The following is a 14,181-nucleotide window of genomic DNA, read 5'->3' as shown; positions in this document are numbered from 1 at the left end:
TTTATGGATGGCTACGGGATGTCTTGGGACGGATGCTAAGCTGTAAGGCGCGTATTTGCTAGGGCTGTAGGATCTTGCTGGATTTCTTCGGGCAATAAAAAAGCCGGCTTGTGGCCGGCTTTTCGGAGGTGGTCAGGGCTTATTTTTGATAAGCCGCGACTGCCTTGTTGATCAGGCCGCGGGCTTCTTCAGCGCCGCCCCAGCCTTCTACCTTGACCCACTTGCCCTTCTCGAGATCTTTGTAGTTCTCGAAGAAGTGCTTGATCTGTTCGATCAGCAGCGCGGGCAGGTCGGTGTATTCCTGAACGTCCTTGTACAGAACGGTCAGTTTGTCGTGCGGTACGGCAACCAGCTTGGCGTCGCCGCCGGCTTCGTCGCTCATGTGCAGTACGCCGACCGGACGCGCGCGGATCACCGAACCCGGAGCGACCGGGTAGGGGGTCACGACCAGCACGTCGAGGGGGTCGCCGTCGTCAGCCAGGGTGTGCGGGATGAAACCGTAGTTGGCCGGGTAGAACATCGGGGTGGCCATGAAACGGTCGACCATCAGGCAATCGGTGTCGTGGTCGATTTCGTATTTGATCGGCGCGTGATTGGCCGGGATCTCGATGGCGACGTAGATGTCGTTCGGCAGGTCTTTGCCAGCCGGGATCTTGCTGTAGCTCATGGGGGAACTCCCAGGGAGGGCCAAAAAAGTGGGGCGCATTATAGGCGTATTCGCATGGCGTTACTACGTTGGCCTACTCAGCCATTGGTCGCGTTTTCGACCTCCCTGTAATCGGGGTGTTCCGCCTGCAGGCGCTGCAGCCTGGCCAGGGTGTCCTGGCGGTAGAACAGCGACAGCTGCCGGTAGACCTCGGGAAAGGCCGCTGCCAGCAGGTCCGGGGCGGTGAAGAAGTATTCGCTGGTCACGGCGAAGAACTCCGCCGGGTCTTCGGCGGCATAGGGGTCGATGGCCGTGTGGGCCTCGGGGTCGGCATCCAGTTCGGCATTCATCCGTTCATAGGCCGTCTGCATGGCATTGGCCCAATCGAGCACGCGCATGTCCCGGTGCAGGGGCGGCAGGCCGTTGGCGGTGCCATCGAGCATGTCCAGCTTGTGCGCCAGCTCGTGGATGACCAGGTTGTAGCCCTCCCAGCCGCCGCTGGCCACGACGCCGGGCCAGGCCAGGATCACCGGACCCTGTTGCCAGGCCTCGCCGCTGCGGGCGTCATCCCACTCGTGCTCGATGCCGCTGGCGTCGCGATGGCGCTGCGGGCTGAGGAAATCATCCGGGTACAGCACGATTTCGTGAAAGCCGCGATACCACTCCAGTTCGCCCAGGTGCAGCAACGGCAGTTGCGCCTGCACGGCCAGCAGCAGGCGCTCGACCGGACCGAGCGCGAGGCCGGACAGCGTGGTCAGGTGCTTGTCGTGCAGGAACAGCACCGCGCGTTCGCGCAGCAGTTGCTCTTCCTCTTCATCGAGGCCGTCGAGAATGGGCAGGTGCCTGCGCACCTCGGCCCACTGGGCGGGATCGACGGGGTTGTGTTCGAGGGTGCGGCGGCGGCGCCAGGCCTTGAAGGACCACATGCAGACAGGCTCATGGAAAAGACCCGTTCACCATAAGTGCGGGCGGCCTTTGCCACAAGTCGGCACAAAGGCTGCAACGCTGGCAGTGACATCGCTGCTACAGGAGGGCGGGGTATGGCGTTGCAACTGCTCGAACATCCCGGCGTCAGTCTGGCGTCCGGCGCGGGACTGGACTTGCCGCAGCAGGCTGCGCGCACGCGGGCCATGTGGCTGGCGGGCCGGCAGCAGCGCCCGCCGCTGCTGCTGGTGATGCTCCTTTGGGCGCGCCACTGCCCCGATGTGGTGCAGTACCTGGAGCGCCACCTCGATGCCTTGTTCGCCGATTTCCGCTGCACCCCGCAAAGCTGGAGCGAGACCCAGGCCGCGCGCCAGGTGCTGGCGGCGTTGAACCTGCAGCTGTTTCGCCGGCGCCAGAGCGGGCAGGGCGTGGCCGAGCTGCATGCCGGCATGCTGTTGATCCAGGGCGAGGAACTGCAGTTTCTGCAGGCGGGCAGCGTCGGCCTGACGCGGGTTCGCTGCGGCGCGTCGAGCACCCTGGTCGGGCGTGACGGTCAGGCTCTGGGCGGGCAGGCGGAGCTGGCCCTGGTGCAGCACAGTCTGCTGTTGCAGCGTGACGAGCGGGTGTTGCTGGCGCCGCAGCCGTTGCTCGACGTCAGCGATCTGCAGGCATTGTGCGGTCAGCTCGACGCGTCCCCAGGCGAGCTGCTCCAGCCTCTGCTGCAGGCCCCCGGGGCGGCGGTGCTGCTGCGTGCCGGAGCGGGCGAGGAGTGGCCGGTGCTGGCACCCGTGGCGAGCTGCCCGGCATTGGCCGAGGTGGCGTGCGGTCAGCGGATCGACGGTTGGACGCTGCGCCGCGACTGCGCCTATGGGCCTGCCGGGCGGATGTTCCTCGCCCGTGACGAGGCGGGAAGAGACGCGCTGCTGTGGTTTGCCGAAGAGGCCGCCGACGAGGCGTTCTGGCAGCGTGAGTGGGCGTTGCGGCGCAGCACGCACCAGGCGTTGCCGCAGGTGCTGTCGTCGCTGCGTGCCCGCACGCGGGCCTACCTGGTGTTGGCCGCGCCGCCCCGTGGCATGCGCAATCTGGTCGACTGGGTGGCCGCTCAGGGGGCGCCCGATGCGCAAACGCTGCTGAGCGTGCTGGCGCAACTGATCGGCGCCGTGCGCTCGTTGCAGCGCCGGGGCATGCAGGGGCTGTGGCTCAACCCGAGGCAGATCCTGCTGGGCGATGACGGCCGGGTGCTGTTGCTGCCCGGCGCCGCAGCGATTCTGCCCGCCGTAGCGCGTCAGCCGTTGCCCGAGCATGCGCTGCCGCTGGCGCCGGAACTGCGCAGCGGGCGTGCCCTGGATGGCCGCGCCGACCAGTTCGCGCTGGCGGCGCTGGCGTACTGGCTGTTGTGTGGGCAATGGCCCGAGGCAGCGCGAGCGGATGTCGGTCCCGGACATTGCTACGTGCCCCTGGCCAACTTCGCCGTGCGCGCCCCCCAGGGCTGGGATGGCGTGCTGGCGCGGGCACTGGCCCCGCAGCCGCAGGCGCGCTTCGAGGCGCTGTCGGAGTTTCAACTGGCCTTGCAACAGCCGTTGCAGCAGCGCCGCAGCCGGGCCTTGCAGCGGCCTTCGCTGCAGCCTGCGCGGCTGCTGACCCTGGCTGCGCTCGTGCTGCCGCTGTTGCTGGGCCTGCTGCTGAGCCTGGGCGGGTGAGGCTCAGTCGCTGTTGATCGGCAGCACGTAGTTCTTGAACTGCTCGTCTTCGACGAAGCCGATGGACTCGTAGACCTTCTGCGCGACTTCATTGTCACGGCTGGTGGCCACGCGCATGCGCACCGCGTGGGTGTCCTTGGCCATCTGCTTGGCGGTATGCAGCAGGCGGTCGGCTACCAGCTGGCGGCGAGCGTCTTCGGCGACATAGATGTCGTTGAGGATCCACACGCGTTTGAGCGACAGCGAGGAGTAGCTGGGGTACAGCTGGCAGAATCCGAGCAGCTTGTCTTCGTCGTCGGCCAGGGCGAGGTAGATCACCGACTCCTTGCGGCGCAGGCGTTTTTCGAGAAACTTGCGCGAGGACTCCGGGTACGGCAGTTCGTTATAGAACTCGCGGTATTTGACGAACAGCGGGTTCAACAGGTCCAGGTGCTCCAGGGTGGCTTGGACGATGCGCATGGTGGGCCTCGGCTTCTGTCTGTGATGGGGCAGGCGTGACGATGCAGCTGTTGTGCCAGTCGCCCGAACGATGCTGCCTCAAAGCCAGTTGAAAGCGCAATCCAAGCAAGCGTTTGATTCTGTTCGGCTGCGAACCTAGCGTCGGATTCGTGCCGTGGCTCTGCTTGCCAACCTGCCGGCAAAGGCGGCGTGCAGGTCGGTGGTGGGCGGCGGGATGAAGCGCAGGCGGGCGAACAGGTTGCGCAGGTGATGCTCCATCAGGGTTTCAGCACCGGCGTTGTCACCTTCGGTCAGCCGCTCGATCAGTCGCTGCTGCTCATCGCAGGCGCTTGCATCGTAGGGCTGGGTGCGGCTGAGCGCGACATGCAGGGCGGTCTGGCGCAGGAGCCTGGCGAGAAAATCCCGGAGCCAGGGGTTGTCCGCCAGCGTTGCCAGCTGAAGGTGCACGCCGTTCACGGCTTCGATCAGGCCCGCGTGGTCGCGTCGTTGCAGGCAGTCACGCTGGCGTTGTACCTGCCCGCAGAGGCTTTCGAGTTCGGCCTGTTCCAGGCGGGCAGGGAGCAACCTGAGGATCTGCGTCTCGAGCGACAGGCGGGCCTGCAGCAACTTGCCGGCGCGTTTTGCGCAGGGGCGCGTCACCCGTGCGGGTTGGTTGGCTGGCAGTTCCACGGCGCCATCCTGCGCCAGACGTTGCAGCGCTCGCTGCACGGCGTTGCTGCTCAGGCCGAACAATTGGCCGAGCGTCGCCTTGTCCAGCGCTGCCGCCGGTGCCAGGCGGCGTTGCAGTATGGCGCCCTGCAGTGCCTCGTAGAGCGTCTGTTCCGGTGGTCTGCTCATGCCCTGCGGAGGCTGCTGCTGCGCGGGCCTTGGGCCGGGGGTGATGACTCGCATCGCTGAGGATCTCCGAGGGCACGAGCCGCGTTCAGGTTTCTGGCAGTTGCAGCTGCAGGTCGAGACGGCTGCCTTCGTTGAGGATGTGCTGGCGCATGGCGCGGCTGGCCAGCTCGCTGTCACGGCGGCGAATGGCGCGCAGGATGGTTTCGTGCTCTTCGAGAACCTGCTCGGCGTGTTCAGGCTCGCGCAGGGTCGGGCCGTCGCTTTGCTCCAGTGCGCCAGCGGTCTGCTGGGACACGCTGAGGAAGATCGGGTTGGAGGTGATTGCCACCAGCTTGCGATGGAAGGCCGAGTAGGCCGTGCCCAGCGCCTGCGGATTGCGTTCCTCCACCGCTTCGCGCATGTCCAGAACGAGCAGGCGCAGTTGGCTTAGCGCGCTGTCGTCGATCGACTGCGCCACCAGGCCGGCGATGAATGGCTCCAGGGCATAGCGCAACTGCAGCACGTTCTCCAGGGTGGCCGAGCGAGGAATCGCTTGCCGGGCCGCGCCGTCGCGTTGCTGCGGCGAGCTGTCCAGCACCTGCACGCCCTTACCTGGCAGGGAGCGCAGGACGCCCAGCGTTTCCAGCACGGTGATGGCTTCACGCAGGCTGGGGCGGCTGATCTGGAGTTGCTCGGCCAGCTCTCGTTGTCCTGGCAGCATCTGGCCCACGGCCCATTGTCCGCGCTCTATGGGCTCAAGGAGCTTCTGAACGATCGAATCGACTCGTTTGGATGAGGCGAACATTGAGCCTTCCCCTATGGTTGAAATCGTCTGTGGGCCGCCGTCATCCCTCAGGCGTCTGTCTTGCCGGGGCGAGCCAGTGGCGCGTGTGGGCTGCCGGAGGGCTCGGCGTTGCGCGCTTGTGCATGCTCGGCGATGCAGTGCTGGGCCCGAGTGAGGTCCATGTCGTTCTCCCAGCGGGCGATGGCGACGGTCGCGACGCAGTTGCCGGTCAGGTTGGTCAATGCCCGACCGATGCCCATGAACCAGTCGACCGAGAGTACCAGCACCAGCCCGGCTGCGGGGATGGCGGGAACGGCCGTCAGGGTGGCTGCGAGGATCACCAGGGCCGAGCCGGGAATGCCATGGGCGCCCTTGGAGGTGACCAGCGACACCAGCAGAATGGTCAGCAGATCACCTGCCGAGAGCGCGGTACCCGTGGCATGAGCGATGAACACCACGGCCAGCGTGAGATAGATCGAGAAACCGTCCAGGTTGAAGGAGTAGCCCGTGGGGATCACCAGGCCGACGGTGGAGCTGCGAATGCCCATGCGTTCCAGCTTGCGCATCACCTGAGGCAGCACGGCATCGGAGGAGGCGGTGCCGAAGACGATCACCAGTTCTTCACGGAAGTAACGCAGAAACGGCAGCAGCGGCAGGCCGCAGACACGCAGGACGCTACCGAGCACCAGCACCACGAAGAGGATGCAGGTGAGGTAGAAGACGGCGACCAGGGCGCCCAGGTGGCTCAGGGATTCCAGGCCGTAGCGGCTGGTGGTGAAGGCCACCGCGCCGAACACCCCGATGGGGGCCAGGCGCACGATCATGCCCATGATGCGGAAGATCACGTGGCTGACCTCGCCGATCAGCTTCGACACCCCGGCCGCCTGCTCGCCCACCAGGTTCAGGGCGCTGCCGAACAGCACGGCGAACAGCAGCACCTGGAGGATGTTGTTTTCGGCGAAGGCACTGAATACCGAGCTGGGAATCAGGCCGAGGATGAACTCCACCGGGCCGTGCAGGTGGGTTCCCGAGCTGAGGGCCGCTGCCTCGCTGCCGGACAGGCTGGCCAGGTCGATGTTGGCGCCCGAGCCAAGACCCAGGCCGTAGGCGACGCTCAGGCCGATGACCAGGGCGACCGTGGTCAGTACCTCGAAGTAGATCACCGATTTCAGGCCGATACGGCCGACCTTCTTCAGGTCGCCCGCACCGGAAATGCCGTTGACCACGACGCAGAAGACGATCAGCGCGATGAGCATCTTGATCAGTTTGATGAAGCCATCGCCGAGCGGCTTGAGTTGCGCCGACAGTTCCGGCAGCGCAACGCCGGCAAGGATGCCGAGAATCAGGCCGATGATGACTTGCAGAAATATCGAGCGGGAGCAGAGCTTGAGTAGCATGGCGGGGGTCTCCGTTCGGCGCGCTCGCGGTGCCTCTGGCGGCATGGGTGGCGAGCGCTATTCATTATTGTGGTATTACCGGTCAGACCAGTTGAGCCTACTGCCAAGACTTGCCGGTTGGCAAGCGCCGTTTGTCCTGCATGCCGTGCGCAGAATTCTGCGATGTGCCGTGATCTTTTCTGCGCGCGCGGGTCAAACGGCTGCTGCGTCGGGCATGGGGTTGGCCTGGGCGCTGTGCTAACCTGCGGCAAGCTTTCCGGGCTGAAGCGGCCCGTTCTTGAGGTCATCCATGCATATCCACGTTCTCGGCATCTGCGGCACCTTCATGGGGTCGCTGGCCGTCCTGGCCAAGGAACTTGGCCACCGCGTCACCGGCTCCGACGCCAATGTCTATCCGCCCATGAGCACCCAGCTCGAAGCCCAGGGCATCGAGTTGCTGCAGGGCTATGATCCGGCGCACCTGCAGCCAGCACCCGATCTGGTGGTGGTGGGCAACGCCATGAGCCGGGGCAACCCCGCCGTCGAGTATGTGCTGAACCAGGGCCTGCCTTACGTCTCCGGCCCGCAGTGGCTGGCTGACCACGTGCTGCAGGGGCGCTGGGTGCTGGCGGTGGCGGGCACCCACGGCAAGACCAGCAGTTCGAGCATGCTGGCCTGGGTACTGGAGCATGCCGGCATGAGCCCGGGCTTCCTGATCGGTGGCGTGCCGCAGAATTTCGGCATCTCCGCGCGCCTGGGCGGGACGCCGTTCTTCGTGGTCGAGGCCGACGAGTACGACAGCGCCTTCTTCGACAAGCGCAGCAAGTTCGTGCATTACCGTCCGCGCACGGCGATCCTCAACAACCTGGAGTTCGACCACGCCGATATCTTCCCGGACCTGGCGGCCATCGAGCGGCAGTTCCATCATCTGGTGCGTACCGTGCCGGGTGAGGGGCTGGTGATCCATCCGGCCAGTGAAACGGCGCTGGCGCGGGTGATCGAGATGGGCTGCTGGACGCCCGTGCAGACCACCGGCGACGGCGGCCAGTGGCAGGCGCGGCTGCTCGCTGCCGACGGCTCGCGCTTCGAGGTGAGCTTCGCGGGCAAGGTCGAAGGCACCGTGGAGTGGAACCTGACCGGCCAGCACAACGTCGCCAATGCCCTGGCCGTCCTGGCTGCGGCGCGCCATGTCGGCGTGGTGCCGGCCCTCGGCATCGAGGCGCTGGGCCGTTTCGTCAATGCCAAGCGGCGCATGGAAAAGGTCGCCGAGGTGAACGGCATCACCGTCTTCGACGATTTCGCCCATCACCCGACGGCCATCGCCACCACCCTGGATGGTCTGCGCAAGCGCGTGGGTGACGACACGCAGGTGATCGCGGTGATCGAGCCACGCTCCAATTCCATGAAGCTCGGCGCGCACCGTGATGGCCTGGCCGAATCGGCGGTGCAGGCCGACGCGGTGTTCTGGTATGCGCCGGCGAACCTCGGCTGGGACCTGGCCGCCACCGTTGCCGGGGCGAGCAACCCGACCCGCGTGTGCGATTCGCTGGAGGCGATCATCGATGGGGTGAAGGCGCTGGCGCGACCGGGCACCCAGGTGGTGATCATGAGCAATGGCGGTTTTGGCGGCCTGCACGGCAAGCTGGCGCAGGCCCTGGCCTGAGACGCATAACCCGGTGACAGGGCGGGGCAGCCCGCCACCCAGATGAACCGGCGGGGCACACCCGCCCAGTGGAGCATCCATGAGCGGTCCTGAACGCATTACTCTGGCCATGACCGGCGCCTCCGGCGCGCAGTACGGCCTGCGCCTGCTCGACTGCCTGGTGCAGGAAGATCGTGAAGTGCACTTCCTGATCTCCAAGGCGGCGCAACTGGTGATGGCGACCGAAACCGACGTCGCGCTGCCGAGCAAGCCGCAGGCCATGGCGCAGTTCCTCACCGAGTACACCGGTGCTGCGCCGGGGCAGGTGCGGGTCTACGGCAAGGAAGACTGGATGGCGCCGGCGGCATCCGGTTCGGGGGCGCCGACCGCCATGGTGGTGGTGCCGTGCAGCACCGGGACCCTGTCAGCGATTGCCAGCGGTGCCTGCAACAACCTGATCGAACGCGCCGCCGACGTGGCGCTGAAGGAGCGCCGCCAGTTGATCCTGGTGCCGCGCGAGGCGCCCTATTCGAGCATCCACCTGGAGAACATGCTCAAGCTGTCGAACCTGGGGGTGACCATCCTGCCGGCCTCGCCGGGCTTCTATCACCAGCCGCAGACGCTGGATGACCTGGTGGACTTCGTTGTCGCGCGCATCCTCAACTGCCTGGGCATTCCCCAGGACATGCTGCCGCGCTGGGGCGAACATCACATGGTCTCGGACGACTGACGTGCGCCTCGCCGCCCTGGCGCTGGTGATCCTGGCCATGCAAGGCTGCGCCACGGTGCGTACGCTGGATGCGGCCAAGGCCGACGCGCCGGTGGTGTACGCGGGGACGCGGCTGGACTGGTATGCGCTGAACGGTGGCTGTTGCCCACTGGAACGCTTCGGCACCGAGGCGCCACGCTATCCGGGGCTGGACCTGCCGGGCAGTGCGCTGCTCGACACCCTGCTGCTGCCGTTCTCCCTGGCCGCTGCGCTGGGCGTGAGCCTGGGTGTCAGCGGCGGCCTCTAGCTTACGCGGGCGTTCAGCAGGCTTCGGTTTCCACTGCCTGGCAGACATCGACCCATTCGGCATCGACCAGCTCGGCCATGCGCTGCGGCGCGATGCGCACCGCGCTGTGGGTAGCGCCGGCCGCCGGCAGCACTTCATCGAAAGCCAGCAGCGAGCGGTCGCAATAGACGCTCAGTGGCGTGGCCAGGCCGAACGGACAGACGCCGCCGACCGGATGGCTGGTCAGCTCGATCACGGTCTGTGCGTCGAGCATCTTGGCCTTGGCGCCGAAGCACTCCTTCATCTTGCGGTTGTCGATACGCGCATCGCCACGGGCGACGATCAGCAGGTCGCGTTCGGCGATGCGGAAGGCCAGGGTCTTGGCGATCTGTCCCGGCGAAACACCATGGGCTTCGGCGGCCAGTGCCACGGTGGCGGTACTGGACTGCAGCTCGATGATCGAAATGTCGGGCGCCTTGGCGGCGAAGAAGGCGCGTACAGAGGCCAGGCTCATGAAGCGGTTCCCCAGGGCTGTCGAGGTGGACACGGCACCACGGCCAGTCTTCCGCTGACCAGGCGCGAACCCCTCCCTGGGGCGCCGGTGTGGTTGCGACCACGGCTGAAAAACAAGCGGCCATGCTCGCGCTGCATGACCGCTACGTCAAGGCCCGGTGGCGTCAGTTTGCCAGCAGATGCACCGTTTTTACCGCCTCATCGAGACCATAACGGCCTTTTTCATCGCGGCTTACCCGGCCCATGGCGGTGTCCGGGTCATGGGTGAACACCAGCCGGCCGCCACGGCCGAACAGGTCGGCGAGCAGGGCTTCCTTCTCTTCGATCAGGCCTTCGGGAAAGCGGTCGTAGCCCATGGTGATCGGCAGGTGAACCCAGGGCGCGCCGGGAATCAGGTCGCCGGGGAACACCACCGGCCCACCTGGCATGGCCACCTCCGGCAGCAGCTGGCCCGGGGTGTGGCCATCGCTCCAGTGCAGGCGCCAGTCGGCGCCGAGCAGGTCGCAGTGGGTCGCGCCTGCGTCGATCAGTTGCAGGCGGCCACTGGCTTCGAGCAGGTCCAGCAGCTCCGGGATGTACGACGCACGATCACGCGCATGGGGCTGGCGCGCACGCTGCCATTGCTGGCGACCGGTGACGAACTGCGCGTGAGGGAACAGCAGGCGCGGCGGCTGGTCGTCCTGCCAGGCGGCGAGGAGGCCGCCGGCGTGGTCGAAGTGCAGGTGGGTGAGCACCACGATGTCGATGTCGGCGTCGCTCAGGCCCAGCGCGGCCAGGCTGTCGAGCAGCACGTGGCGATCTTCCTGCACGCCGAAGCGCTGTTTCAGCTCCGGGCTGAAGAAGGCGCCGATGCCGGTTTCCACCAGGATGTTGCGCTCCTCTTCCTGCACCAGCAGGGCGCGGCAGCCGAGGTCGATGCGATTCAGTTCGTCGGCGGGCATCCAGCGTTGCCAGAGGGCCTTGGGGGCGTTGCCGAACATGGCTCCACCGTCGAGTTTCTGGCTGTTGCCGGTCAGGGTCGTCAGGGTTCGCATGGGATTCTCTTGTTCTTGTCCGGGATTGCAGGGTGGGGCGGTGCTGCCTGAGCCACCCTGCGAGCGATGCAGGCGCAGGGTGGATGGCGCTTTTTACCGCCACCGGCCCCTTTGTTCTAGCGTTCGAGAGCCAGGGCCACGCCCTGGCCGCCGCCGATGCACAGGGTGGCCAGGCCACGGCGTGCCTCGCGGCGCTGCATCTCGTGGACCAGGCTGACCAGGATACGGCAACCCGAGGCGCCGATGGGGTGGCCGAGGGCGATGGCGCCGCCGTTGACGTTGACCTTGGCGCTGTCCCAGTGCAGCTCGCGGCCCACGGCGATGGCCTGGGCGGCGAAGGCTTCGTTGGCCTCGATCAGGTCGAGCTGTTCCAGGCTCCAGCCGGCGCGCTCCAGCGCCTTGCAGCTGGCGAACACCGGGCCGATGCCCATCACGGCCGGGTCGACCCCGGCGCTGGCGTGGGCCGCGATGCGCGCCAGCACCGGCAGGCGCAGTTCGGCGGCTTTCTCGGCACTCATCAGCAGTACCGCGGCGGCGCCGTCGTTGAGGGTCGAGGCATTGCCGGCGGTCACCGTGCCGTCGCTCTTGAAGGCCGCCCGCAACTTGCCCAGGCCCTCCAGGCTGGCGTCGGCGCGTGGCTGCTCATCACGCTCGACGATCAGTGCTTCGGCACCACGGCGGGGTACGGCGACCGGGACGATCTCGGCGCTGAAGCGCCCGGCCTGGATGGCCGCCTGCGCGCGTTGCTGCGAGCGCAGGGCGAACGCGTCCTGTTCGGCGCGGCTGATGCCGTACTGCTCGGCCAGGTTCTCGGCGGTGATGCCCATGTGATAGTCGTTGAACGCGTCCCACAGGCCATCCTGGATCATCGTGTCGAGCAGTTGCGCATGCCCCATGCGCAGGCCCGTGCGCGCACCGGGCATGACGTAGGGGGCCTGGCTCATGTTCTCCTGGCCGCCAGCGACGATGATCTCGGCGTCGCCACCACGAATGGCCTGGGCACCGAGGATCACCGCCTTGAGGCCGGAGCCGCAGACCTTGTTCAGGGTCATGGCCGGCACCGTGTGTGGCAGACCGGCGAGCAGGGCGCTCTGCCGCGCGGGGTTCTGCCCGCTGCCGGCAGTGAGCACCTGGCCCAGGATGACCTCGTCCACCTGGGCCTCGTCCACGCCGCTGCGGGCCAGCAGCTCGCGGATCACCATCGCACCCAGCTCCGGTGCCGGGATGCGGCTCAGCGCCCCCTGGAAACTGCCGATGGCGGTACGGCAGGCAGCGACTATCACGACTTCACGCATAAGGAGTCCTTGGCGGAGGCCTGTGCTGCCTCCGCTGCTGAATAAAAAAGCGCGGCGCAAGGCCGCGCAACACGCTCAACCTTCAGAATTGCTCGGCGGCCAGGTTGTACAGCGGCTGGCTGCCGGCGCGAATGCTCGCTTCCAGACTCAGGGTGCGCGGCAGCAGGCGGCTGAAGAAGAATTCGGCAGTGGCCAGCTTGGCGCTGCAGAAGGCTTCGTCCCCGTCCTGCTTGCGCTGCGCCACGGCGGCCATGCGCGCCCACATGTAGGCGTAGGCGACGTAGCCGAACAGGTGCAGATACTCCACCGAGGCGGCGCCCACCGAGTTGGGGTCGGCCTTGGCCTGCTCCAGCACCCAGCCACTGACCGCCTCCAGGCGCTCCAGTGCTTCGACCAGACGCTCGCCATGGGGCGACGCGTTGGCGTGGGCGAAAGCACGCACTTCACTGGCGAACAGGCGCAGTGCGGCGCCGCCGTTGGCCACCACCTTGCGCCCGAGCAGGTCGAGGGCCTGGATACCGTTGGTGCCTTCGTAGATCTGCGCGATGCGCACGTCGCGCACCAGCTGTTCCTGGCCCCACTCGCGGATGTAACCGTGGCCGCCGAACACCTGCTGGCCATGCACGCAGCTTTCCAGGCCGGTGTCGGTGAAGAAGGCCTTGGCCACCGGTGTGAGCAGCGCGACCAGGGCTTCGGCGTTCTGCCGCTCGCCGGCATCCTCGGCGAACTTGGCCAGGTCCAGCTGCTGGCCGACGTAACAGGCAAAGGCGCGGCCGCCTTCGTTGAGCGCCTTCATGGTCAGCAGCATGCGGCGCACGTCGGCATGCACGATGATCGGGTCGGCGACCTTGTCCTGATTGACCGGGCCGGTGGCGGCGCGGCTCTGGATGCGCTCGCGGGCATAGTCCACCGCCGACTGGTAGGAGGCCTCGGCGCAGCCGATGCCCTGGATACCGATAGACAGGCGTTCGTAGTTCATCATGGTGAACATCGCCGCCAGGCCCTTGTTGACCTCGCCGATCAGGTAGCCGGTGGCGCCGTCGAAGTTCATCACGCAGGTGGCCGAGGCCTTGATGCCCATCTTGTGCTCGATGGAGCCGCAGCTCACCGCATTGCGCGCGCCCAGGCTGCCGTCGGCGTTCACCATCACCTTGGGCACCAGCAGCAGCGAGATGCCTTTCGGGCCTGCAGGTGCGTCCGGCAGCTTGGCCAGCACCAGATGGATGATGTTCTCGGTCAGGTCCTGCTCGCCGCCGGTGATGAAGATCTTGCTGCCGGTGACCTTGTAGCTGCCATCGGCCTGGGGTTCGGCGCGGGTGCGGATGATGCCCAGATCGGTACCGGCATGGGCCTCGGTCAGGCACATGGAGCCGGCCCAGCGGCCTTCGTACATCGGCGGCAGGTAGGTGCTCTTCAGTTCCTCGCTGGCGTGCGCGTCGATGGCCAGGCAGGCGCCGGAGCTCAGCGCCGAGTACAGGGCGAAGCTGGAGCCGGCGGCGTAGAGCATTTCCTCGAAGGCCACGGCGAGCATCTTGGGCATGCCCATGCCGCCGTACTCGGGGTTGCCGGAGAGGCCGACCCAGCCGCCCTCGGTGTAGGTGGCATAGGCTTCGCGAAAGCCTGCCGGGGTGCGTACCTCGCCTGCGTGCCACTGCGCGCCTTCCTCGTCGCCGCTGCGGTTGAGTGGGGCGATCAGGGTGCCGGTGACCTTGGCCGCCTCTTCGAGGATGGCGTCGGCGGTGTCGGCGTCGACGGTTTCCGCCAGGGCCGGCAGGCGCGCCCACAGGCTCGGTGCCTGGAACACGTCATGAAGGACGAAGCGCATGTCGCGCAGCGGGGCGTTGAATTCGGGCATGGTGCAACCTCGACAGCAGGGGCGCCGCGACGAGCGCGGCGCGTGTGGAACGAAAAAGCGTTAGCAGGCCGTTGAAAACGTAGGCGAGGCAGCCAGTGCAAGGCAAAAACAGGCGAGAAAGCGGAGTTTACGAACTGTAAAT

General features: G+C 66.8%; 14 protein-coding genes. 4 read left to right on the top strand and 10 right to left on the bottom strand.

From position 1 onward, the window contains the following. Positions 1 to 139 precede the first annotated feature (139 nt). Positions 140 to 667, bottom strand: a complete 528-nt coding sequence (gene ppa, locus FIV02_RS20530; RefSeq protein ID WP_013717208.1) for an inorganic diphosphatase — start codon at positions 665 to 667, stop codon at positions 140 to 142. Positions 668 to 744: 77 nt separating this feature from the next. Then, on the bottom strand, positions 745 to 1,572 hold the full coding sequence (locus tag FIV02_RS20525; RefSeq protein ID WP_134675779.1) for a zinc-dependent peptidase: 828 nt from the start codon (positions 1,570 to 1,572) through the stop codon (positions 745 to 747). A 114-nt stretch (positions 1,573 to 1,686) separates the two neighbouring features. Between FIV02_RS20525 and FIV02_RS20520 the strand changes: the two genes are divergently transcribed. After that, positions 1,687 to 3,270 (top strand): protein kinase, encoded by a 1,584-nt coding sequence (locus FIV02_RS20520; protein WP_152489662.1) that lies wholly within the window; start codon positions 1,687 to 1,689, stop codon positions 3,268 to 3,270. 3 nt (positions 3,271 to 3,273) lie between these two features. On the opposite strand, the gene FIV02_RS20515 is transcribed toward FIV02_RS20520, so the two are convergent. The 4 genes from FIV02_RS20515 to FIV02_RS20500 form a co-directional block, all read right to left on the bottom strand. Further along, entirely contained in the window at positions 3,274 to 3,729 is a 456-nt protein-coding gene (locus FIV02_RS20515; RefSeq protein WP_047591094.1) for a GNAT family N-acetyltransferase, read from the bottom strand. Positions 3,730 to 3,864: 135 nt separating this feature from the next. Next, positions 3,865 to 4,566 (bottom strand): GntR family transcriptional regulator, encoded by a 702-nt coding sequence (locus FIV02_RS20510; RefSeq protein ID WP_256663009.1) that lies wholly within the window; start codon positions 4,564 to 4,566, stop codon positions 3,865 to 3,867. Positions 4,567 to 4,651: 85 nt separating this feature from the next. Continuing rightward, positions 4,652 to 5,350: a FadR/GntR family transcriptional regulator gene (locus FIV02_RS20505; RefSeq protein ID WP_134675776.1), complete on the bottom strand. Its 699-nt coding sequence runs from the start codon at positions 5,348 to 5,350 to the stop codon at positions 4,652 to 4,654. A 47-nt stretch (positions 5,351 to 5,397) separates the two neighbouring features. Continuing rightward, a complete protein-coding gene (locus FIV02_RS20500; protein ID WP_371923190.1) occupies positions 5,398 to 6,771 on the bottom strand; it encodes a C4-dicarboxylate transporter DctA in 1,374 nt (457 codons plus the stop codon). 244 nt (positions 6,772 to 7,015) lie between these two features. Between FIV02_RS20500 and mpl the strand changes: the two genes are divergently transcribed. From mpl to FIV02_RS24855, 3 genes are all read left to right on the top strand, one after another. Continuing rightward, complete coding sequence (gene mpl / locus FIV02_RS20495; RefSeq protein ID WP_152489659.1) at positions 7,016 to 8,368, top strand: UDP-N-acetylmuramate:L-alanyl-gamma-D-glutamyl-meso-diaminopimelate ligase; 1,353 nt, start codon at positions 7,016 to 7,018, stop codon at positions 8,366 to 8,368. Positions 8,369 to 8,447: 79 nt separating this feature from the next. Beyond that, entirely contained in the window at positions 8,448 to 9,077 is a 630-nt protein-coding gene (ubiX, locus tag FIV02_RS20490) for a flavin prenyltransferase UbiX (RefSeq protein ID WP_037051506.1), read from the top strand. Positions 9,078 to 9,114: 37 nt separating this feature from the next. Continuing rightward, positions 9,115 to 9,363, top strand: a complete 249-nt coding sequence (locus FIV02_RS24855) for a YceK/YidQ family lipoprotein (RefSeq protein WP_172979230.1) — start codon at positions 9,115 to 9,117, stop codon at positions 9,361 to 9,363. A 13-nt stretch (positions 9,364 to 9,376) separates the two neighbouring features. Here the strand turns inward: FIV02_RS24855 and FIV02_RS20480 are convergent, their stop codons facing one another. The 4 genes from FIV02_RS20480 to FIV02_RS20465 form a co-directional block, all read right to left on the bottom strand. Further along, a complete protein-coding gene (locus FIV02_RS20480) occupies positions 9,377 to 9,856 on the bottom strand; it encodes a YbaK/EbsC family protein (RefSeq protein WP_152489657.1) in 480 nt (159 codons plus the stop codon). Positions 9,857 to 10,019: 163 nt separating this feature from the next. Further along, positions 10,020 to 10,889, bottom strand: coding sequence for an MBL fold metallo-hydrolase (locus FIV02_RS20475; RefSeq protein ID WP_152489656.1), 870 nt, complete (start codon positions 10,887 to 10,889; stop codon positions 10,020 to 10,022). A gap of 116 nt (positions 10,890 to 11,005) precedes the next feature. Continuing rightward, entirely contained in the window at positions 11,006 to 12,184 is a 1,179-nt protein-coding gene (locus FIV02_RS20470; RefSeq protein ID WP_152489655.1) for an acetyl-CoA C-acetyltransferase, read from the bottom strand. 82 nt (positions 12,185 to 12,266) lie between these two features. Next, a complete protein-coding gene (locus FIV02_RS20465; protein ID WP_152489654.1) occupies positions 12,267 to 14,039 on the bottom strand; it encodes an acyl-CoA dehydrogenase C-terminal domain-containing protein in 1,773 nt (590 codons plus the stop codon). Positions 14,040 to 14,181 lie beyond the last annotated feature (142 nt).

Source organism: Pseudomonas sp. THAF187a, from assembly GCF_009363395.1.
GTDB classification, from domain to species: domain Bacteria; phylum Pseudomonadota; class Gammaproteobacteria; order Pseudomonadales; family Pseudomonadaceae; genus Aquipseudomonas; species Aquipseudomonas khazarica.
Note: the sequence above shows the minus strand (reverse complement) of the source record. Positions and strands in the feature narration are given on the sequence as shown.